Here is a 20724-nt window from a genome sequence, read left to right on the forward strand (position 1 = left end):
AACCTTTCGTCCCTTTATGGATGAAAGGTTTTTTTGTATTTAAATATATCAGCAAAGGAGAATTTTACTATGGAAAACACATTAGTAAAAAGTCTGTATAGAGATACAGATAAATACGCAGATCAAACAGTACAAGTATCAGGTTGGATTCGGAACTTACGTGATTCAAAAGCATTTGGTTTCATCGAATTAAACGACGGTAGCTTCTTCAAAGGTGTTCAAATCGTTTTCGATACAGAATTAGAGAACTTCAAAGAAATTGCAAAGCTTCCACTTAGCTCTTCAGTTAAAGTAGAAGGTAAAGTAATTGCAACGCCTGGAGCGAAGCAACCATTTGAAATTAAAGCAGAAAAAATTGATATCGAGGGCTTATCGGATTCTGATTACCCACTTCAAAAGAAGCGTCATACGTTTGAATACTTACGTACAATCGCTCACTTACGTCCAAGAACAAATGCATTCTCTGCAACGTTCCGTGTACGTTCTATCGCAGCATTTGCGATTCACCAGTTCTTCCAAGAGCGTGGTTTCGTACATGTTCACACACCAATTATCACTGGTAGTGATACAGAAGGTGCAGGGGAAATGTTCCGCGTAACAACGCAAGACTTAAACAACGTACCAAAAGGTGAAGACGGACAAGTTGACGAATCAAAAGACTTCTTCGGCAAAGAAACAAACTTAACAGTAAGTGGACAGCTGAATGCTGAAGCTTATGCGTTAGCGTTCCGTGATGTGTACACATTCGGACCTACATTCCGTGCAGAAAACTCAAACACAACTCGCCACGCAGCGGAGTTCTGGATGGTTGAGCCTGAGATTGCATTCGCTGAATTAGGCGATGTAATGGATCTTACAGAAGATATGCTGAAATATGCAATGAAATACGTACTAGAGCATGCACCAGAAGAAATGGACTTCTTCAACAGCTTCGTTGATAAAACAGTTCTAGAGCGCATGAACAACGTAATCAACTCTGACTTCGGTCGCATCACTTATACAGAAGCAATTAAAGTACTTCAAGAATCAGGTGCTGATTTCAAATACCCAGTAGAATGGGGTATTGACTTACAAACAGAGCATGAAAGATACTTATCAGAAGAAATCTTCAAACGCCCTGTATTCGTAACTGACTATCCGAAAGACATTAAAGCGTTCTACATGCGTATGAACGAAGATGGTAAAACAGTAGCTGCTACTGACCTTCTAGTTCCTGGAATCGGCGAATTAATCGGCGGTAGCCAACGTGAAGAAAGAATGGACGTTTTAGTAGACAGAATTAAAGAATTAGGTATGAACGAAGAAGACTACTGGTGGTACTTAGAACTTAGAAAATACGGCGGTACAAAACACGCTGGATTCGGTCTAGGTTTCGAGCGCTTCCTAATGTACATCACTGGTATGGCTAACATCCGTGACGTAATTCCATTCCCAAGAACTCCAGGTTCTTCAGAATTCTAAAATGTAAAAAAGCGAGAGGATTTCCTCTCGCTTTTTTTATTGGAAGGGGTGTAACTACAAGCCGAATTTTATAAAGTATTTCACGATTGGAAAAGATGTTGTTCATAGTTCCCTTCCCACTTCATATATAAGTAAAACGAATGCGACATTTATAGGGAAGGGGTTTTTGTACAATGGGAGAAATTCCAAGTCATACAAAGTGGACATTGCGTGACAAGTATATAGTAATTACTGGTGCAACAAGTGGTATTGGATTAGCGGCAGCTAAGGCATTTGCGGAGCGCGGTGCCAAGCTAGGAATTATTGCACGCAACGAGGCAAAAGCGAAGGATGCTATTACTCAAATTAAGGATGTAACGAATGGGAATGTGGTGGTAGATTTATTTCTGGCTGATATGGCTTCCCAACAATCTATACGCCGGGTAGCTACTGACATTTTAGAAAGGTGTCCGAGAATAGATATATTAGTGAATAATGCGGGTGCTTTATTTCAAACAAGGCAAATTACGGAGGACGTTTTGGAGATGACCTGGGCGGTAAACCATTTAGGTCCATTCTTACTCACTAATTTGTTGTTGGAGCGTTTAAAAGAAAGTGCTCCTGCTCGTGTTATTACCACCGCATCTCATGGTCACAAAATGGCTAAAAAGGGAATTGATTTCGGTGATTTAGATGCAGAACAACTGTATCGCGGTGTTAAGAAGTTCATGGGCGGTCCTACAATGCGTTATGCTCAAACAAAACTAGCTAACATTTTATTCACCTCTGAATTGGCACAGCGGTTGGAGGGAACGGGTGTTAGTGCTTATAGCTTTGACCCGGGGCTAGTGAATACGAATTTTAACCAGGACAATGGTCTGGTTGCTCGCTTAACTATGGCAGCAATGAAACCTTTCTCTCGTACACCCGAGGAAGGTGCTGAAACTTTAATATGGCTAGCAGAATCAAATGGATTCATTGACCATAGTGGTTATTACTATGCCGATAAGCAAATAGGAAAAATGTCTGAAGCTGCCTTGGATAAGGATGCCGCAAAACGTCTATGGGATATTAGTGAAAAACAGACAGGAGGATAAAAGAGTAGCCAGTATATGTTCAGATTGTTACGCTGAATAGTTTTTTACTCTTAAGTAAAAAGTAATCTTGGGGGTGATTGTAATGAGTAAGAAAGTGAAAACAGACCATTCTAGATCAAGCTTAGGTTCTTCAGAAGTAGAAGGACAAGGTACGACTACGCATGAAACGGGTTCTTATAAAGTACCTTCATCAAATAAGAAGCAGAAACGAAGCTAACATAAAAAGGGAGAGTCTTGGCGGCTCTCCTTTTTTATATGTATTACATCTTGTTGTTATGAATCTCTTGTGTAATCTTATCTACATCTTTGTCTAATCGATCTAAATAGAAAAGCCACAGTAAGCTCATGAGCACGTAATAGATGGCCATCACACAAAGATTATCAGATATATTTTCGAATGTGGATTTAGTAGTGAAAAAAGCTCCCCAAATGGTAGAAATAGTGAGGTAAGAAAGTGGGCCCACGAGGTGTACTAAAACATATAATAACTTTTTAACTTTTACAGCATTCATAGGAATTCCCTCCTTATGTAAACAATCCTCTTTTTCTAATCATAAATTCGAGTTCCTCACAGAAGTATTGTAGTTTTGCTGGATTGTGTATTAACAAGAGAGCATCGTGTTTCCCGATGAACTTTCGAATCCGAAAGTTTAATAAGAAAGATCGACCATAGCGCTCTATTAAATCGTTGAACGGTGGTTGTTCACTGAGTAGTGAATGTTTTCTCTAATTTTGAACTGTCTTTCGTGTGGATCACCTAGTAAAATATTTAGAATCATTTGTAGAAGTAGCAATGGGACCCTCTCCTTAGTTCAAATAATCTGTATATTTATATTGTAACAAAAATATAAGGGCGATAGTAGGATGAAACAAAAAACAGGAGTTTGTAGGCTCCTGTTTTTGTCGATACTATTTTAGTAAGCGAAAGGCCTTTTCCGTATTAGCAAAATGCAGTTTCACAAACTCAGGTAATCTCTCTTTACCAAGCTTTTGAATTAATTTAGCAGCGGCAATATCAACTTGTTTACCAGCACCTTTTGGAAGTGGCATACCAGCTTTTTTACTTAGTTCATCAAATTGTTTTACGAATGAGTAACGAGCTAAAATGGAAGCAGCAGCTACTGCTAAATGGACGCTTTCGCCTTTCGTAGCGAAATACACATTTTCACGCTGTACCTGTTTTTGTTTCGCTAAATATTTATAGTATGTATCAGGCTGTGTAAATTGGTCGATTAAGATGCCTTCTGGTTTTGTAGGTGCAATTTTTGCCAATAAGTTTGTAATTGCTTTATTATGCAGTAAAGCTTTTAGTTTACCTTGGTTGTTTCCTTTGTCAAATAGCTCATTATATTTTTCATTGTGAAGAACGAGAGAGCTGTAAGGAACAACGTGAAGGAGTTGTTTTGCAATCTCAGCAATTTGAGCATCGTTTAAGTTTTTGGAGTCTTTTACACCAAGTTCTTTTAAAAGTGGAATTTGCTTCGCATCCACATATACAGCAACTACTGTCATTGGTCCGAAGTAATCACCAGTACCTACTTCGTCTGATCCTAGAATAGACATTGTACCGATGGAAGCGGGCGGCGCATAACGATGTGAATCAACCGATTTTTTCACATCTGATTTCGGTGTTTGAGAGACAGTTTGCCAACGAGCAGCTTCAGCTTCAGCACGGCCTCCTTGGAACATTACTTTTCCAGATTTATACGCTGTAATCGTGCAAGATGGCACCTTTGCCATGAAGACACCGCCTTGCGGAATTTTCGGGCTAAGCGCTTGTTTATACTGTTGTTTCATGTCTTCAATTGCACTAGAACTTGTTTGTATTACGATAGAATTTGACAAAATGGTCGCTCCTTTTTTAATATTGTTATTTTTATCATATCGGATTGTTCTTTCTGTTTCCATATTATGATGGTTCATGGTATGATAAACTTTAGGATTCTGTACGTGATTGGAGGCCGGTGAGTTGTCACAACAAAAGGGAAATAAAAGTCGAATTAATGTAGAAATATATGGTCAACAATATTCAGTTGTTGGCGATGAAAGTACAAGTCATATCCGCATGGTAGCAGCGATTGTGGATGATAAAATGCGCGAACTCAATGCCAAGAATCCTTCGCTTGATACGAGTAGACTAGCGGTATTGACGGCGGTAAACGTCATACACGATTACATAAAATTAAAAGAAGAACATGAGAAATTGAAAGAAAGTATGACACAAAAAGGAATTGAATAGCATGATTGATATTATTATCATTTTACTGCTTGTTATGGGATTCTTCCTCGGTTTACGCAGAGGATTTATTTTGCAACTTGTAAAGTTAACAAGCTTTATTATCGCATACCTCGTTGCATACTGGTACTGTAAAGATTTAGCGCCAGCACTTGCGAAAATTATTCCGTATCCATTTGATAAGAATGTTTCTGTTCCAGAATGGATAGATGCGAATAATATTGAGGGTGTCTTCTATCAAGCAATTGCGTTTATTGTATTATTTATTATTACAAAAATCGCACTTTCACTACTTGGTAATTTACTGAATATGTTTGCAGAAATCCCAGTTTTAAAGCAAGTCAATGCGGTTGCTGGGGCACTTCTTGGCTTTTTAGAAGTGTATATCATTCTGTTTGTCTTAATTATTGTTGGATCAATTCTTCCAATTGAACAAATACAAACACCATTACAAAAATCATCAATTAGCAAAATAATTGTAGACGATACACCGATTCTTTCTGAAAAGGTGAAGGAACTATGGCAGACAGGTAGCAGAGTGTAACTTCTCTTTTTTCGGAAAGAGAAGTTTTTTTCTATGAAAGAAAGGCGGGGTAATGATGAAAGTGAATAAAAAACAAGTTATCAAATTACTAGAGACAATCGGCCTGTTTATGGAACTGAAGGGCGCGAATCCATTTAAAATATCTGCATTCCGTAAAGCGGCGGCAGCACTAGAAAGTGATGACCGTAGTCTTTCTGAAATTGAAGATTTCACAAAGATTCCAGGTATCGGAAAAGGAACGGCAGCAGTTATTCAAGAATATATAGAATCGGGAACATCTGAAGTACTACAAGAACTTGAAAAAGAAGTACCAAGCAGTTTATTACCACTATTAAAACTACCAGGCCTTGGTGGTAAGAAGGTGGCTAAGTTATACAAAGAACTTGGTGTTGTTGATATGGAAACGTTAAAAGCTGTTTGTGAAGAAAATAAAGTACAAGCTTTAGCGGGATTCGGTAAGAAAACAGAAGAGAAAATATTAGAAGCAATTGATCAAGTAGGCTCTCGTCCAGAGAGGTTACCAATTGCGATGGTATTGCCTATTGCCGGGGAAATAGAGGAGAAATTGTCGAATGTTGCTGAAATAATTCGTTTCTCACGCGCTGGTAGTTTACGCCGTGTTCGTGAGACAGTGAAAGACTTAGATTTCATCATTGCAACGACAGAGCCAGCAGTAGTACGTGAACATTTACTACAATTTGATAATATGATTGAAGTGATTGCAAGTGGAGATACGAAAGTATCTGTTCGTCTTCAATATGAATATGATATTTCAATTGATTTCCGCTTAGTAAAACCAGAAGAATTTATTACAACTCTTCACCATTTCACAGGATCAAAAGACCATAACGTAAAAATGCGCCAAATCGCGAAAGATAGAGGCGAGAAAATTAGTGAATATGGTGTGGAAATCTTAGAGACAGGTGAAGTGAAAACATTCGAAACAGAAGAAGCATTCTTCGCCCACTTTGGCCTTCCATTCATCCCACCAGAAGTGCGTGAAGATGGAAAAGAAATTGAATTAATTAAAGAGTATCCGAACTTAATTCAGTTCTCTGATATACAAGGTGATTTACATATGCATACAACGTGGAGTGACGGTGCTTTTTCAATTGAGGAAATGGTACAAGCATGTCGTGCTCGTGGGTATAAATTTATGGCAATTACTGATCACTCGCAATACTTGAAAGTAGCGAACGGTTTAACGAAAGAGCGTCTTCGTGAACAAGCGAAAGAAATTGAACGTATGAATGAAAAGTATCCAGACATTACAATTTTGCGCGGAATCGAAATGGACATTTTACCAGATGCGACACTTGATTTTGACGATGAAGTATTAGCAGAACTAGATTATGTTATTGGAGCGATTCATTCTAGCTTCTCACAAGACCGTGAAACGATTATGAAACGTCTTCGCACTGCACTTGAGAATAAGCATGTCACGATGATTGCTCATCCGACAGGACGTCTTCTTGGGCGCCGCGAGGGTTACGATGTAGATACAGATTTATTAATCCAGCTCGCAAAAGAAACAAATACAGTTTTAGAATTAAATGCAAATCCAAACCGTCTAGATTTAAGTGCAAAATTATTAAAACAAGCACAAGATGCGGGTGTAAAAGTAGCGATTAATACGGATGCTCATACACTTGAAATGTTAGAAGATATGGAAACAGGTGTAGCAGCAGCGCGTAAAGGTTGGATTCAAAAAGATAACGTAATTAACACATGGGATATTGAACGTTTATTAGACTATATTAAACGTAATAAGTAATACAGGGGGGACCTGCAACATGTTAGAACGAACGTTGCGTGTATTAGAATACAATAAAGTAAAAGAACAATTACTTGAACATACAGCCTCTTCACTTGGGCGTGATAAAGTGAAGAATTTAGTGCCAAGCACAGATTTTGAAGAGATTGTGGAACTGCAAGAAACAACGGATGAGGCAGCGAAAGTTATCCGTTTAAAAGGACATGTACCACTTGGAGGGATCTCTGATATTCGTTCAAATATTAAGCGTGCGAAAATTGGAAGTATGTTAAGTCCTCATGAATTAATTGAAATCGCAAGTACGATGTACGGTAGTCGCCAAATGAAACGTTTCATTGACGATATGATTGACAACGGCGTTGAGCTTCCAATTTTAGAAACACATGTCGCGCAAATTGTGTCTTTATATGATTTAGAAAAGAAGATTACAAATTGTATTGGTGACGGCGGTGAAGTAGTCGATAGCGCAAGTGACAAATTGCGTGGTATTCGTAACCAAATTCGTACTGCGGAAAGCCGTATTCGTGAGAAATTAGAAAACATGACGCGTTCTTCAAACTCGCAAAAAATGTTATCAGACGCAATTGTAACGATTCGTAACGAACGCTACGTAATCCCGGTAAAACAAGAATACCGCGGCGTATATGGTGGTATTGTTCACGATCAATCTGCTTCTGGACAAACGTTATTTATCGAACCGCAAGTAATCGTGGAATTAAATAACGCACTTCAAGAAGCACGTGTGAAAGAAAAACAAGAAGTAGAACGCATTTTAATGATGTTAACGGAAGAAGTAGCAATGGAAGCTGATATCGTTCTATCAAACGTAGAAGTAGTTGCAAATCTTGATTTTATTTTTGCAAAAGCTCTTTATGCGAAGCGAATTAAAGCGACGAAGCCAATCGTAAATAATGAACGCTACATGGATTTAAAACAAGCACGCCATCCGCTTATCAATCCGGAAATTATCGTACCAAATAACATTATGCTCGGTAAAGACTTTACAACAATCGTTATTACAGGACCGAATACAGGTGGTAAAACAGTTACACTGAAAACAGTCGGTATTTGTGTCTTAATGGCGCAATCTGGTCTTCATATTCCGGTAATGGATGAATCAGAGATATGTGTATTTAAAAACATCTTTGCTGATATCGGTGATGAGCAATCGATTGAACAAAATTTAAGTACATTCTCTTCTCATATGGTAAACATTGTAGATATTTTAGAAAAAGCTGATTTTGAAAGTTTAGTCCTATTTGATGAATTAGGTGCTGGGACAGATCCGCAAGAAGGGGCTGCACTAGCAATTTCAATTTTGGATGAAGTATGTAACCGTGGTGCTCGCGTTGTTGCAACGACGCATTACCCAGAATTAAAAGCATATGGATACAATCGTGAGCAAGTTATTAATGCGAGCGTTGAGTTCGATGTGAATACATTAAGTCCAACGTACAAATTATTAATAGGTGTACCAGGACGTAGTAACGCCTTTGAAATTTCGAAGCGCCTTGGTTTGTCTGATCGCGTTATTGATCGCGCTCGTAACCATATTAGTACAGATACGAACAAAATCGAAAATATGATTGCAAAGCTAGAAGAAAGCCAAAAAAATGCAGAGAGCGAACGAAAAGAAGCGGAAGAATATCGTAAGCAATCTGAAAAACTTCATCGTGAATTACAGCGTCAAATTATTGAATTTAACGATGAGCGCGATGAAAAATTATTAAAAGCGCAAAAAGAAGGGGAAGAAAAAGTCGAAGCTGCGAAGAAAGAAGCAGAAGGCATTATTCATGAACTTCGTCAATTGCGTAAAGCACAGCTTGTAAATGTGAAAGACCATGAGCTTATTGAAGCGAAGAGCCGTTTAGAAGGGGCAGCGCCAGAGCTTGTGAAGAAACAAAAAATAAATGTGAAAAATACAGCACCGAAACAACAATTACGACCAGGTGATGAAGTAAAAGTGTTAACGTTCGGTCAAAAAGGTCAATTGCTTGAAAAAGTAAGTGATACAGAGTGGAGCGTACAAATTGGTATTCTGAAGATGAAAGTGAAAGAATCCAATATGGAATACATTAATACACCGAAGCAAACTGAGAAAAAAGCAGTCGCAAGTGTGAAGGGTAGAGATTATCACGTGTCGTTAGAGCTAGACCTTCGCGGTGAACGTTATGAAGATGCAATGATGCGCGTTGAAAAATATTTAGACGATGCACAGCTTGCAAGCTATCCTCGTGTGTCAATTATTCACGGTAAAGGAACAGGAGCGCTTCGCCAAGGTGTACAAGATTACTTGAAGAAACATCGCGGCGTGAAAACCTACCGCTACGGTGACATGGGCGAGGGAGGCCTAGGTGTAACAGTTGTTGAATTAAAATAGCAAACAACCAAACAAAAGGGGAAACCATTATATGTTTATGGACAAACTTGCAAAAGTATTGTTAGCTTGTTGCGGAATATTTTTGGTAATTGGGGTTATTTATTTAGTTGTTTTTGCGAAGTAAAGGAGCGTCAATCCATGGCATAATGATATTGCCATGGATTGACGCTTTTAATCTATAAGAAAAGGAATAAAACATGAAAATCAACCAATACATAAGCGAAGCAAAATCCTGCTCAAGACGTGAAACAGACCGTCTTATTAAAGCAGGCCGCGTGGCTATTAACGGTGAAATATGTACACACGGTACAATCGTGAGCGATGGTGATATTGTAACGATTGATGGACAGGTTATTGCAAAAGAAGAGAAAGAAAAGGTGTATATTGCCTTTCATAAACCAGTCGGAATTACTTGTACAGCAGCTGATCATATTGAAGATAATATTATTGATTATATCAATTACCCAGAGCGAATCTTTCCTGTTGGACGATTAGATAAAGCGTCGGAAGGACTTATTCTATTAACGGATGACGGCACGATTGCCAATCAAATTTTACACGGAGATCATGAGCACGAGAAAGAATATGTTGTCACAGTCGATAAACCTTTTACAGATTGGTTTATTAACGAGATGTCCAGTGGTGTAAAGATTAAAGATGGGATGACGAAGCCATGTAAAGTGACGAGAGTCGATCAATCTACATTTCGCATCGTCTTAACGCAAGGAATGAATAGACAAATTCGTAGAATGAGCCGTGCTTTCGGGTTTACTGTAACAAAGCTAAAGCGAGAACGCATTATGAATATAGAGCTAAATGAGCTTGAAGTAGGAAAATGGCGAAACATTACAGCGGAAGAATTAGAAATATTAATAGGTCAGTTATAGGGAGAAAAAGTTTTCTCCCTATATTTTTTTGTCAGAAAAAATAAAACTATTGATTTTTTAAAAAATAGCCCATATAATAAAAAACAACAAGTTTCGACAAGATATTTTATAAAAGTAATGATGAGGACATGAGTTGTTTTCTACGATTCTCAGAGAGGGAAGCCTTAGGCTGTGAGCTTCCTAATACGAAAAGACAAGCTTACCACCTCTAAACTTCAAGAGTGAACTGCATGCATGATGCATTGTAATTCTTGGCGGATAAAACCGTTATCAATTTACACGAGCTATAAAATGAGCTTATTTTGTTATAAATTCATTTTATTAGAATAAGGGTGGAACCACGATTTCAGCACTCGTCCCTTTGTTAGGGACGGGTGTTTTTTGCGTTCTTTTACGGGGAAGTATGCTTGAAAGAGGATATGTGACGGATTTTAATTCAGAATATTTTGTTAATTTACTATTTAGGAGGTTAGTAGAAATGAAATCATCTTTAAAGTTTTCTGAGATGTTCGCAATAAGTTTAATGCTATTTGCACTATTTTTTGGCGCAGGTAATATGATTTTCCCACCAGCGTTAGGACAAGGTGCTGGAACTGATGTATGGATTGCGTTGTTTGGTTTTATCGTAACAGGCGTTGGATTGCCTTTATTAGGGGTAATTGTTATAGCTTTAAAGGGAGATATTAATGAGCTAGCGGGACGTGTACATCCTATATTCGCACTTGTTTTTATCACTGCAATTTATTTATGTTTAGGCGTATTCGTAAGTGTTCCACGTACAGGAACAGTTGCTTACGAAATGAGTGTTGCACCGTTTTTACCAAGTGAAATAGCTGGTCAATCATATCCACTTGTTATCTTTACACTTATTTACTTTGCAGTAACGTTCTATTTAGCTTTAAACCCATCGAAATTAGTGGGACGCATCGGTAAAGTGTTAACTCCAATTTTGTTAGCTGTTATTGCAATTATCGTAGGTAAAGCACTTATTACACCAATTGGAGAATTTGGTGCACCGACAGAAGCGTATAGTGCTCCGCTCTTTAAAGGCTTTATTGATGGGTATTTAACTTTAGATGGACTTGCAGCACTTGTATTCGGAAATGTTGTAATTAATGCTTTAAAAGGAAAAGGCATTACAAATAAAAATAGTATTGCGAAAGTAACAATCTTTGCAGGATTTATTGCAGCGCTTGGTTTATTACTTGTGTATTTAGCACTTGCTTACCTTGGTGCTTCTAGCGTTTCACTTGGAATGGGAGTGAACGGGGGAATTATTTTAACAAACGTCGTTAATCATTTATTTGGTAGTTACGGAACTTTATTACTTGGTATCGCAATTACAGCAGCATGTTTAACAACTTCTGTAGGTATTGTTGCTGCTTGTGGAGAATACTTTTCTTCCTTATTACCGAAGCTTTCATATCAAAAAGTTGTTTTCATTTTCTGTGTATTAGCATTTATGGTAGCAAATCTTGGTTTAACTCAGTTAAACGCATTAGCATTACCAATCTTAATCGCAATTTATCCAATTGGGATCGTACTTATTGTATTGTCACTCGTTGAAAACTATGTTCGTCTTCCATTATCGATGTATGTAGGCGGTATTGTAGGAGCGTTCGCGATTAGCTTCTTTGATGGATTACACAATGCGAATCTTCAAATTGCGGCATTAGCACCTATTTTAGATAAGGTTCCATTATATAGTGTAGGGATTGGTTGGTTGGTTCCCGCTATAGTTGGTGTAGCGATTGGTTATGTAATTTCTATGTTCAAGAAACAAGAAGTTGCTGTAGAAAAATAGAGAAAAGAGGCTTTCTATAATAGAAAGTCTCTTTTTTTGTAGAAAAAGTCATACATAGAGAAATTCAGATATTAAAAAATTTATACGTAATATAGTTGACAAAAAATTTAACAGTAGGCTAAGATTGACTTAGTTGTGGAAATGTTGGAAGGGAAGTGACGGGAGCAAGGGAAGAGGTTTTCTATGACTATATCATTTTTGGAAGAAGGGGTGATAGAACAATAGAATAGGTAGTTTATTTTTTTTGTAGTCTGTTGAGAATGATAATCAGTAAAGTGATTGAATTATTTTAGAGTTCTTTTTATAGGGAATATTGAGGGATATTATATTTTTTGACCTCTAGTGAGAATGATAATCAACGATGCTTATATTACATAAAGTAATGACAATTAAATAAAGGTAGAAGAGATTATTTTTTTCTTATAAATTGAGAATAATTATCATTTTCAAATTATAAAACGAAAGATAAACAAGGAGGAAGTAAGCAAAATGAGAAAGTTTTCAGTATTACCCGCATTTATTATAACGTTAGTATGTATGCTAGCTTTTCTCGTAATGCCATCTGGACAAGCTTCAGCAAAATTAGCTGACGGTACTTACGATATTAACTACGTTATCAAAAAGGCGGAAGATGATTCGGCTTCAATGGCAAATGATTATTTTGAAAAACCAGCTAAGTTAATTGTAAAAAATGGTGAGATGAGAGTACAAATTCCAATGAATCATAGTGCTTGGATTACAGAATTCAAAGCACCAGAGAATGGTAATTTCGTTGATTCAAAAGTAATTAGCAAGGACGAAGCAGCAGATAAAAGAACGGTTGAATTTAAAGTTGATGATTTATCTAAACCGTTAGGAGTAAAAATTCATGTTGTTGTACCAAGTGCAAACTACGACCATCATTACACAATTCGTTTTGCATTTGATGCAAACGTAAAAGCTGTAGGTGGCGATAACAATGCAGCAGCTGTAACAAAAACGGATGATCAAACTAAAAAAGATGGACAAGTAAAAGAAGAGCAAAAGAAAGAAGAGAGTAAAGAAACACACAAAGATGCAAATAAAGGAACAAATGAAAGTGGCAAGGCTGAAAAAATAGATAACCCAAAAACAGGTGATGATGCCCGCATTGGATTATTTGCAGCGTTACTTCTTATTTCAGGCGTTTTCTTAATTCGTAAAGTGAAGCTAAATAAATAAATATTTCGAAGGGCGATGAATATATGTTTAAACAATTTAAAATGATTATTGCTGTATTTGCTGTTTTATTTACGTTTATCGCAACACTAGGTTTACAAGATGCAAAAGCTGCTACCCAATTAACTGATGGAAAGTATAATATTGCTTTTACTGTGTGGAAAGGCGATAAAGATGAAGCATCTAGAATGAATGGTTATTTTGAAAGCCCAGCAACATTAACAGTTAAAAATGGAAAACAATACGTTTCATTTAAAGTGAAAGATAGTGCTTCTATTAAGAGTGTACAAGTGGAGAAAGATGGCCAATTTGTAGAAACAACTGTGTTAAGTGAAAACAAAAAAGAGAATACTAGAGTCGTAGAATTGGAAGTCGATGACTTGTCAAAAAAACTAAACGGCAAGGTGAAAATTAACATCCCAATTATTAATTATAACGCTTCATATGATATTCGTTTTGTATTTGATGGGAACAGTATTAAATAATTGGAAATTTCTTAAAGAGGAGAGTCATTCTATTGAACAGGTATTTGAAAATTGTTGTTGCAATGTTTCTAACGATTTTTACATTCGTATCAACGCTACAACCACTTGCAGTTCAAGCAGCTACAACTTTAGCTGACGGTGAATATTCAATTGGTTTCAAAGTTTTGAAAGATACATCAGATGAAGAATCAATGATGAATCAATATTCTGTAAGCCCGGGGACTTTGAAAGTGAAGGATGGGAAAAAGAAAGTATCCTTTACGTTGACGCATAGTTCATGGATTACGAAGTTTGAAACAGAAAAAGGTAGTCAATTCGTTGATGTAAATGTAGTTAGTGAAGATAAAGAGAACGATACAAGAGTTGTAGAATTTGATGTAGAAGATTTAGAAAAAATATTAAATGCAAAAGTAAAAGTTGATATTGATGCTTTTAATTATCATCATTACTATGATATTCGTATTTCATTCGACCAAAATAGTATTACACCAATTCATGTAGAAAAACCAGATGAAAAAGAGGACCCAGCTAATAAGCCAGATCCAAATGAAAATCCGGATCCAAGTCAGAAGCCCGACCAAAAGCCTGACTCAGATCAACAACCAAATTCTAACACAATTAAAGATGGTGCGTACAGCATTCCATTTAAAGTGTTAAAAGATAAAACAGATGAAGAATCTAAAATGAATACTTACATGGTAAATCCAGGAGTATTGAAAGTAGAAAATGGTAAGAAAAAAGCGATTGTAACACTAAAAAGTAGCTCATTAATTAAAAATTTCCAAACGGAAAAAGATGGTGCATTTGTTGATGCAAAAGTAGTGAGTGAAGATAAAGAAAACGATACAAGAGTAGTAGAATTTGATGTAGATGATTTATCAAAAAAACTAAATACAAAAGTATTTATTGAGATGGCATCAAGAAATTATAAACAAACTCATGACGTACAACTTGTATTTGAGCAAGACAAACTTGAACCAATTAAAAATGAAGATAAACAACCAGACGGAGACAAACAGCCAGATGGAGACAAGCAACCAGACGGAGATAAACAACCAGACGGAGACAAACAGCCAGATGGAGACAAGCAACCAGATGGAGGCAAGCAACCAGACGGAGACAAACAGCCAGATGCTGACACAATTAAAGATGGTGAATACAGTATCGGTTTTAAAGTGTTAAAAGATAAAACAGAAGAAATTTCAATGATGAACACATATACGAAGAGCCCAGGCGTATTGAAAGTGAAAGATGGTAAGAAATATGTATCCTTCACATTAACGAATAGCTCATGGATTACAAAGTTTGAATTCGAGAAAAATGGTGCATTTGTTGATGCGAACGTATTAAGTGAAGATAAAAAAACTGACACAAGAGTAGTGGAAGTAGAAGTAGCTGATTTATCGGGAAAATTAGATGCAAAAGTGAAAGTAGATATCGATTCAATGAATTATCATCATTTCTACGACATTCAATTTGCATTTGATAAAGGTAGCATTCAGCCTTTAGACAATCAGGGCGGAAACGACAATCAAGGCGGAAACAATAACCAAGGTGGAAACGACAACCAAGGAGGAAACAATAACCAAGGTGGAAACGATAACCAAGGTGGAAACAACAACCAAGGCGGAAACAATAACCAAGGCGGAAACGATAACCAAGGTGGAAACGATAACCAAGGTGGAAACAACAACCAAGGTGGAAACGATAACCAAGGTGGAAACAACAACCAAGGCGGAAACAATAACCAAGGTGGAAACGACAACCAAGACAATAACACAATAATTGATCCCAATGCTCTTAAAGACGGTGAATACAGTATTGGTTTTAAAGTGTTAAAAGATAAAACAGAAGAAATTTCAATGATGAACACATATACGAAGAGTCCAGGAGTATTGAAAGTGAAGGATGGTAAGAAATATGTATCCTTCACATTAACGAATAGCTCATGGATTACAAAGTTTGAGTTTGAAAAGAATGGCTTGTTTGTCGATGCGAAAGTATTAGGTACAAATAAAGAGCAAGATACAAGAGTAGTGGAAGTAGAAGTAGCGGATTTATCGAAAAAGTTAAATGCGAAAGTGAAAGTGGATATTGATGCGATGAATTATCATCATTTCTACGATATTCAATTTGTATTTGATAAAGGTAGTATTAAAGCTTTAGGTAACCAAGGCGGAGACGACGACCAAGGTGGAAACGACAACCAAGGTGGAAACGACAACCAAAGTGGAAACGACGACCAAGGTGGAAACAACAACCAAGGTGGAAATAATAATCAAAATGGACAGACAACAGTTGATCCGAAAAATTTAAAAGACGGTCAATATGATGTTGCTTTTAAAGTGTTAAAAGATAAAACGGATGAGATTTCAATGATGAATCAATACGTTGTAAATCCAGCAAGATTAACAGTGAAAGATGGCAAAAAATATGTTGCGGTAACACTGAAAGATAGTACTTGGATTACGAAGTTCCAAACAGAAAACGCTGGCGCGTTTGCTGATGCAAAAGTAGTGAGTGAAGATAAAAATGCAAATACGAGAGTAGTAGAATTTGAGATTGATGATTTATTTGCGAAATTAAATGCAAAAGTAAAAGTAGATATCGATTCAATGAACTACCATCATTTCTACGACGTGCAAATTCAATTTGATACAAATAATATTGGTGCAGTAGGAACTATTAAAGAGGATCCAAAAAACGATCCAAAGAATGATCCGAAAAACCTGGTAATTGCACCGAAAGTAGATAATGTAAAAACAATTGTTACTCCTGATTTTAACCGAAATGCAGACGGTAAGAAGCAAAACGAAAATGTGAAGAACGATACGAAAAAAGAGAAAAACTCAAAAACAGCAGATACAGCACAAATCGGATTGTATATGTTGCTATTACTAGGATCACTTGCTTTATTAGTTCGTAAATATAAAGCGGGTAGACTGTAAAATTTGGAGTCTTGATGCATGAAACCGTGCATCAAGACTCGTTTCATATTGTACTGAAAGGAGTGGTGATTGAGAGTGAAGAAAATCATGAGTGTATTAATGGCTATCATTCTTTTATTTAGTATAGCTGGGTGCTCATCACCAAAAAAAGAAACGGCGAAAAAGGTAAAGAGTAATAGTGAGGAACGTGTTATTGCTACGACAGTTGCTGTGACTGAAATTATGGATGCATTAGAAGTAGATTTAGCAGGTATTCCCACAAGTTCTAAAACTTTGCCAAAGCGCTATAAAGGTTTACCTGAAGTTGGGAATCCGATGAGTCCTGATATGGAAAAAGTAAAATCAATGAAACCATCAGAAGTATTATCTGTTACAACGCTTGAATATGAATTGAAGCCAGTTTTCAAGGAAGCCGGTATAAAAGCAAACTTTTTAAATTTAACGAGTTTAAAAAATATGCAAAACTCAATTACAAATTTGGGTAAAAAATATGGGCGTGAGAAGCAGGCAGAGGTAGTTGTAACAAAGTTTGATAAAAAGGTTGCTGACATTCAAAAACAAGTAAAAGGGAAAAAAGAACCGACAGTTCTTATTTTACTTGGAGTGCCTGGAAGCTATTTAGTAGCAACAGAACACTCCTATATTGGGGATTTAGTAAAACAACTAGGTGGTAAAAATATCGTACAAGGTGAGAAAGTAGAATATTTAGCTTCTAATACGGAGTACTTAAAAAAAGCTGATCCAGATATTATTTTACGTGCAGCGCATGGTATGCCAGATGAAGTTGTGAAAATGTTCGATAAGGAATTTAAAACGAACGACATTTGGAAGCATTTTGCCGCAGTTAAAAATAATAGAGTGTACGATTTAGAAGAGCGTTTATTTGGAACGACGGGGAATTTAGCGGCTATTGAAGCTTTAGATGAATTAAAGAAAATGATGTATCCATGATGCATGTATAGATAAAGGAAGATTGAGATGAATAAAAAAATTTGGAGTTTCTTCATCGTCACAGTATTACTAGTTATTATGACTACTGTATCCGCTGTGAAAGGTAGTTTAGAAATAGGTGTCATTGATCTTTTTCAAGGTATATTTACAGGGACAAATGAAGATGTTGAAGTCATTAAAGATTTACGTTTCCCGCGCATAATTATTGCACTTTTCACTGGAGCGGCGCTTGCTGTTTCTGGTGTGCTTTTCCAAGCAGTTATGAAAAATCCACTTGCGGATGCTGGGGTTATCGGGATATCTTCAGGGGCCAGTTTTATGACGCTTGTTATCATTACACTATTTCCTCAGTTCTTTTTCTGGACACCACTATTCGCGTTTTTAGGCGGTGCGTTTGCTTGTTATCTCGTATATGCGTTTTCTTGGAAATCAGGTTTAAGTCCGTTACGAATTATTTTAATCGGTATAGCGATAAATGCGATGTTTACTGGTTTAAATGAATCTTTCGTTACGATTTGCGGATATTTCATTAAAAGTATTAAACAGACGACAACATCTAATATAACGATGAAGACATGGAGCGATGTGGAAGTACTTGTTACATATGGATCAATCGGTCTCATTCTTGCACTGTTTGTAGGGGCATGGTGTAATTTATTATCTCTACAAGATAAAACGGCTAAAAACCTTGGACTTCACGTGACGAGGGTACGCCTTATTATTTCGGCCATTGCGGTCCTTTTAGCAGCTGTATCAACTGCGATTGCGGGCGTTATCGCTTTCGTTGGATTGCTTATCCCGCATATTTCAAGGCAACTAGTTGGATCAGATCATAAAGTACTTATTCCATTTTCAGCCCTTGCAGGTGCTTTATTAATTTTAACTGCAGATACAATTGGCAGGCTAATCGTACCGCCTAATGAAATTCCAGCGGCAACGATTATGGCAGTTATCGGTGGTCCGTTCTTAATATTCTTGCTTAGAAAGAGTGATCGAGTTCATGGAAATTAAAAATGTAACCTTTTCTTATGATAATGTAACGGATCGTTTAAAGTCTGTTAGTAGTGAAATAGAGGTTGGAAAAATTACAACAATTATTGGTCCAAATGGTTGTGGAAAATCAACATTACTAGGTGTTATGTCGCGAAATCATGATCCCCGTAGTGGAGAGGTAATGCTAGATGGGAAAGCTATTAGCCAGTATAAGCCGAAAGAGTTTGCTAGAAAGCTAGCGGTCGTTCATCAGCAAAATGAGGCGCCAGCAGATATTACAGTTGAGAAATTGACGAGTTTTGGGCGTATGCCATATAAAAATATTTTTTCTACACAAACGGATGAGGATAGCGAAGCAATCGAAAGAGCATTGACGTGCACGAGACTACAAGATAAGCGTGATAAGCCAATACACGCATTATCTGGTGGAGAAAGACAACGTGTTTGGATTGCGATGACTTTAGCGCAAAATACGCCCATGCTGTTTTTAGACGAACCAACGACGTATTTAGATATTTACTATCAGCTTGAAATATTAGAGTTAGTGAAAGAGTTAAATGAAGTACATGGTTTAACGATTGTTATGGTATTACATGACATTAATCAAGCAATCCGTTATAGCGATCATATTATCGTTATGAAAGATGGAGAAATAGTTATGAAAGGTACGCCAAATGATGTTGTAACAGAAGATATGATTAAGAGCATATATGGTGTAGAGGTCGTTGTGAAATGCGATGAAGATACAGGATTGTATATGGTACCAATGGGGATTTGATAGGCGGTTAAATCCCTTTGGAAATCCGTTTTGAGGTGATAATTTGAGCGGCAAGAAAGAAAAGAAAAAGAATTCCTTTTTTCAAAGAATACTTACAGTTGCTTTTTTAGGCATCTTTTTCTACTCCGTGTATGAATTAGGCGGGGTGTTCATGGATTACTATGAAAATCGTAAAGTAATGGCTGAAGCACAAGATATTTATCAAAGGAGTCCGATGGAAGAAAAATCATCAGATGGAGCAGTACGTGCGCAGTTTCAAGCCTTACAAAAAATTAATCCAGAAATAGTTGGCTGGATTACGATGGATGATACGCAAATTAATTATCCGATCGTTCAAGCGAAAGATAATGATTACTATTTATACCGTAATTATAAAGGTGAAGATATGAGGGCAGGCAGTATTTTTATGGATCATCGTAACGATGTGAAATCTCAAAATCGAAATACGATTTTATACGGACATCGTATGAAAGACGGCTCTATGTTTGGGAGTCTTAAAAAAATATTAGAAGAAGATTTTTTTATGTCTCATCGCAAATTGTATTACGATACTTTGTTTGAAGGATACGATGTAGAAGTATTTTCAGTATATACAACGACAACTGATTTCTATTATATTGAAACTGATTTTGGAAGCGATGGGGACTATGCATCTTTTCTAGAAAAAATTAAGGAAAGGTCACTCTATAAAACAGATACAAAAGTGACAGCGGATGATCAAATTTTAACACTTTCTACGTGTGATTATGCACTGGATCCAGAGGCTGGTAGACTAGTCGTGCATGCGAAGTTGGTGAAAAGAAATTGAAAAAAGAAAAGGTATAGAAGTAGAGAAGATGTATTACCTCTCATACTTCTATACCAATTATTAAAACCGAAGTTATTGAGCCGCAGCAATTGGCATACGGACAATTTTAACATCATAGAATGAGATTTTATTATCGATAATAAAATCTGGTAATCCACCACGATGTGAATGCGCATCTTTAAAGGCTGTACTCTTCGTCCAACCTTGGAAATCTTCTTTAGCATTCCAACGAGTACTAATCGTTACTTCGTCATAATCAACTGTATTTTCAGTTAGAAGAACTTCTAATCCTAAGAAACCAGGCATCGTTTCAACTTTACCTACTTTATTAAAGCGCTCAATTAATTTATGTGCGTCACCTTTCGTAATTTTAGATGTATTTGTAACAATAATCATTTCTCT

At 36.8% G+C, this 20724-nt stretch carries 19 protein-coding genes, 1 pseudogene and 2 other annotated features (1 of these 22 cut by a window edge); of the genes and pseudogenes, 16 read left to right on the forward strand and 4 right to left on the reverse strand.

Annotated features, from left to right (window positions below; all coding sequences use genetic code 11):
* Nucleotides 1–17: a binding site (T-box leader), on the forward strand; it begins 235 nt to the left of the window's first position.
* A 52-nt stretch (nucleotides 18–69) separates the two neighbouring features.
* The 3 genes from asnS (at nucleotide 70) to QCI75_RS04530 (ending at nucleotide 2754) form a co-directional block, all read left to right on the forward strand.
* Nucleotides 70–1461 (forward strand): asparagine--tRNA ligase, encoded by a 1392-nt coding sequence (asnS, locus tag QCI75_RS04520; RefSeq protein ID WP_002122931.1) that lies wholly within the window; start codon nucleotides 70–72, stop codon nucleotides 1459–1461.
* Between the two features lie 173 nt (nucleotides 1462–1634).
* On the forward strand, nucleotides 1635–2537 hold the full coding sequence (locus QCI75_RS04525) for an SDR family oxidoreductase (protein ID WP_353760004.1): 903 nt from the start codon (nucleotides 1635–1637) through the stop codon (nucleotides 2535–2537).
* Between the two features lie 82 nt (nucleotides 2538–2619).
* Nucleotides 2620–2754, forward strand: coding sequence for a YuzL family protein (locus QCI75_RS04530; protein ID WP_144506949.1), 135 nt, complete (start codon nucleotides 2620–2622; stop codon nucleotides 2752–2754).
* Nucleotides 2755–2797: 43 nt separating this feature from the next.
* Here the strand turns inward: QCI75_RS04530 and QCI75_RS04535 are convergent, their stop codons facing one another.
* From QCI75_RS04535 to rnhC, 3 genes and pseudogenes are all read right to left on the reverse strand, one after another.
* The gene (locus QCI75_RS04535; protein WP_144506948.1) at nucleotides 2798–3049 is read right to left on the reverse strand and encodes a hypothetical protein; all 252 of its coding nucleotides are present in this window, start codon (nucleotides 3047–3049) and stop codon (nucleotides 2798–2800) included.
* A 13-nt stretch (nucleotides 3050–3062) separates the two neighbouring features.
* Nucleotides 3063–3331 (reverse strand): annotated as a pseudogene (locus QCI75_RS04540) (hypothetical protein).
* 115 nt (nucleotides 3332–3446) lie between these two features.
* The gene (gene rnhC / locus QCI75_RS04545; RefSeq protein ID WP_144506947.1) at nucleotides 3447–4382 is read right to left on the reverse strand and encodes a ribonuclease HIII; all 936 of its coding nucleotides are present in this window, start codon (nucleotides 4380–4382) and stop codon (nucleotides 3447–3449) included.
* A gap of 124 nt (nucleotides 4383–4506) precedes the next feature.
* On the opposite strand from rnhC, the gene zapA reads away from it, so the two are divergent.
* From zapA to srtB, 13 genes are all read left to right on the forward strand, one after another.
* Nucleotides 4507–4776: a cell division protein ZapA gene (zapA, locus tag QCI75_RS04550; protein WP_002112165.1), complete on the forward strand. Its 270-nt coding sequence runs from the start codon at nucleotides 4507–4509 to the stop codon at nucleotides 4774–4776.
* A 1-nt stretch (nucleotide 4777) separates the two neighbouring features.
* Nucleotides 4778–5317, forward strand: a complete 540-nt coding sequence (locus tag QCI75_RS04555) for a CvpA family protein (protein ID WP_002015450.1) — start codon at nucleotides 4778–4780, stop codon at nucleotides 5315–5317.
* Nucleotides 5318–5372: 55 nt separating this feature from the next.
* Complete coding sequence (gene polX, locus QCI75_RS04560; protein ID WP_002088901.1) at nucleotides 5373–7091, forward strand: DNA polymerase/3'-5' exonuclease PolX; 1719 nt, start codon at nucleotides 5373–5375, stop codon at nucleotides 7089–7091.
* 19 nt (nucleotides 7092–7110) lie between these two features.
* On the forward strand, nucleotides 7111–9471 hold the full coding sequence (locus QCI75_RS04565; RefSeq protein WP_353760005.1) for an endonuclease MutS2: 2361 nt from the start codon (nucleotides 7111–7113) through the stop codon (nucleotides 9469–9471).
* A 197-nt stretch (nucleotides 9472–9668) separates the two neighbouring features.
* Entirely contained in the window at nucleotides 9669–10358 is a 690-nt protein-coding gene (locus tag QCI75_RS04570) for a 23S rRNA pseudouridine(2604) synthase RluF (RefSeq protein WP_144506945.1), read from the forward strand.
* A gap of 108 nt (nucleotides 10359–10466) precedes the next feature.
* Nucleotides 10467–10722: a binding site (T-box leader), on the forward strand.
* A gap of 114 nt (nucleotides 10723–10836) precedes the next feature.
* Nucleotides 10837–12162, forward strand: coding sequence for a branched-chain amino acid transport system II carrier protein BrnQ6 (gene brnQ6 / locus QCI75_RS04575; protein ID WP_144506944.1), 1326 nt, complete (start codon nucleotides 10837–10839; stop codon nucleotides 12160–12162).
* 489 nt (nucleotides 12163–12651) lie between these two features.
* Nucleotides 12652–13362: a heme uptake protein IsdC gene (gene isdC / locus QCI75_RS04580; RefSeq protein ID WP_144506943.1), complete on the forward strand. Its 711-nt coding sequence runs from the start codon at nucleotides 12652–12654 to the stop codon at nucleotides 13360–13362.
* A 23-nt stretch (nucleotides 13363–13385) separates the two neighbouring features.
* The gene (locus QCI75_RS04585) at nucleotides 13386–13844 is read left to right on the forward strand and encodes an NEAT domain-containing protein (protein ID WP_353760006.1); all 459 of its coding nucleotides are present in this window, start codon (nucleotides 13386–13388) and stop codon (nucleotides 13842–13844) included.
* A 32-nt stretch (nucleotides 13845–13876) separates the two neighbouring features.
* The gene (locus QCI75_RS04590) at nucleotides 13877–16792 is read left to right on the forward strand and encodes an NEAT domain-containing protein (protein WP_353760007.1); all 2916 of its coding nucleotides are present in this window, start codon (nucleotides 13877–13879) and stop codon (nucleotides 16790–16792) included.
* A gap of 69 nt (nucleotides 16793–16861) precedes the next feature.
* Entirely contained in the window at nucleotides 16862–17743 is an 882-nt protein-coding gene (isdE, locus tag QCI75_RS04595; RefSeq protein WP_144506941.1) for a heme ABC transporter substrate-binding protein IsdE, read from the forward strand.
* 27 nt (nucleotides 17744–17770) lie between these two features.
* Entirely contained in the window at nucleotides 17771–18754 is a 984-nt protein-coding gene (locus QCI75_RS04600) for a FecCD family ABC transporter permease (RefSeq protein ID WP_144506940.1), read from the forward strand.
* Nucleotides 18744–19514: an ABC transporter ATP-binding protein gene (locus QCI75_RS04605; protein ID WP_002145471.1), complete on the forward strand. Its 771-nt coding sequence runs from the start codon at nucleotides 18744–18746 to the stop codon at nucleotides 19512–19514. Before QCI75_RS04600 ends, QCI75_RS04605 begins: the two co-directional genes overlap by 11 nt.
* Nucleotides 19515–19557: 43 nt before the next feature.
* Nucleotides 19558–20322, forward strand: coding sequence for a class B sortase (gene srtB / locus QCI75_RS04610; protein ID WP_353760008.1), 765 nt, complete (start codon nucleotides 19558–19560; stop codon nucleotides 20320–20322).
* Nucleotides 20323–20394: 72 nt separating this feature from the next.
* Here srtB and isdG read toward each other — a convergent pair whose 3' ends face one another.
* Nucleotides 20395–20718 carry a heme oxygenase gene (isdG, locus tag QCI75_RS04615; protein WP_002112144.1) on the reverse strand — a complete coding sequence of 108 codons (324 nt, stop codon included), beginning with the start codon at nucleotides 20716–20718 and terminating at the stop codon, nucleotides 20395–20397.
* Nucleotides 20719–20724: the final 6 nt, after the last annotated feature.

Source organism: Bacillus cereus group sp. RP43 (assembly GCF_040459645.1).
Classification (GTDB): Bacteria; Bacillota; Bacilli; order Bacillales; family Bacillaceae_G; genus Bacillus_A; species Bacillus_A mycoides_C.

Bases quoted from the DNA above. Each gene is read 5' to 3' on its own strand.
- asnS (WP_002122931.1), top strand. From the start codon at position 70: ATGGAAAACACATTAGTAAAAAGTCTGTATAGAGATACAGATAAATAC.
- QCI75_RS04525 (WP_353760004.1), top strand. From the start codon at position 1,635: ATGGGAGAAATTCCAAGTCATACAAAGTGGACATTGCGTGACAAGTAT.
- QCI75_RS04530 (WP_144506949.1), top strand. From the start codon at position 2,620: ATGAGTAAGAAAGTGAAAACAGACCATTCTAGATCAAGCTTAGGTTCT.
- QCI75_RS04535 (WP_144506948.1), bottom strand. From the start codon at position 3,049: ATGAATGCTGTAAAAGTTAAAAAGTTATTATATGTTTTAGTACACCTC.
- QCI75_RS04555 (WP_002015450.1), top strand. From the start codon at position 4,778: ATGATTGATATTATTATCATTTTACTGCTTGTTATGGGATTCTTCCTC.
- polX (WP_002088901.1), top strand. From the start codon at position 5,373: ATGAAAGTGAATAAAAAACAAGTTATCAAATTACTAGAGACAATCGGC.
- QCI75_RS04565 (WP_353760005.1), top strand. From the start codon at position 7,111: ATGTTAGAACGAACGTTGCGTGTATTAGAATACAATAAAGTAAAAGAA.
- QCI75_RS04570 (WP_144506945.1), top strand. From the start codon at position 9,669: ATGAAAATCAACCAATACATAAGCGAAGCAAAATCCTGCTCAAGACGT.
- brnQ6 (WP_144506944.1), top strand. From the start codon at position 10,837: ATGAAATCATCTTTAAAGTTTTCTGAGATGTTCGCAATAAGTTTAATG.
- isdC (WP_144506943.1), top strand. From the start codon at position 12,652: ATGAGAAAGTTTTCAGTATTACCCGCATTTATTATAACGTTAGTATGT.
- QCI75_RS04585 (WP_353760006.1), top strand. From the start codon at position 13,386: ATGTTTAAACAATTTAAAATGATTATTGCTGTATTTGCTGTTTTATTT.
- QCI75_RS04600 (WP_144506940.1), top strand. From the start codon at position 17,771: ATGAATAAAAAAATTTGGAGTTTCTTCATCGTCACAGTATTACTAGTT.
- QCI75_RS04605 (WP_002145471.1), top strand. From the start codon at position 18,744: ATGGAAATTAAAAATGTAACCTTTTCTTATGATAATGTAACGGATCGT.
- isdG (WP_002112144.1), bottom strand. From the start codon at position 20,718: ATGATTATTGTTACAAATACATCTAAAATTACGAAAGGTGACGCACAT.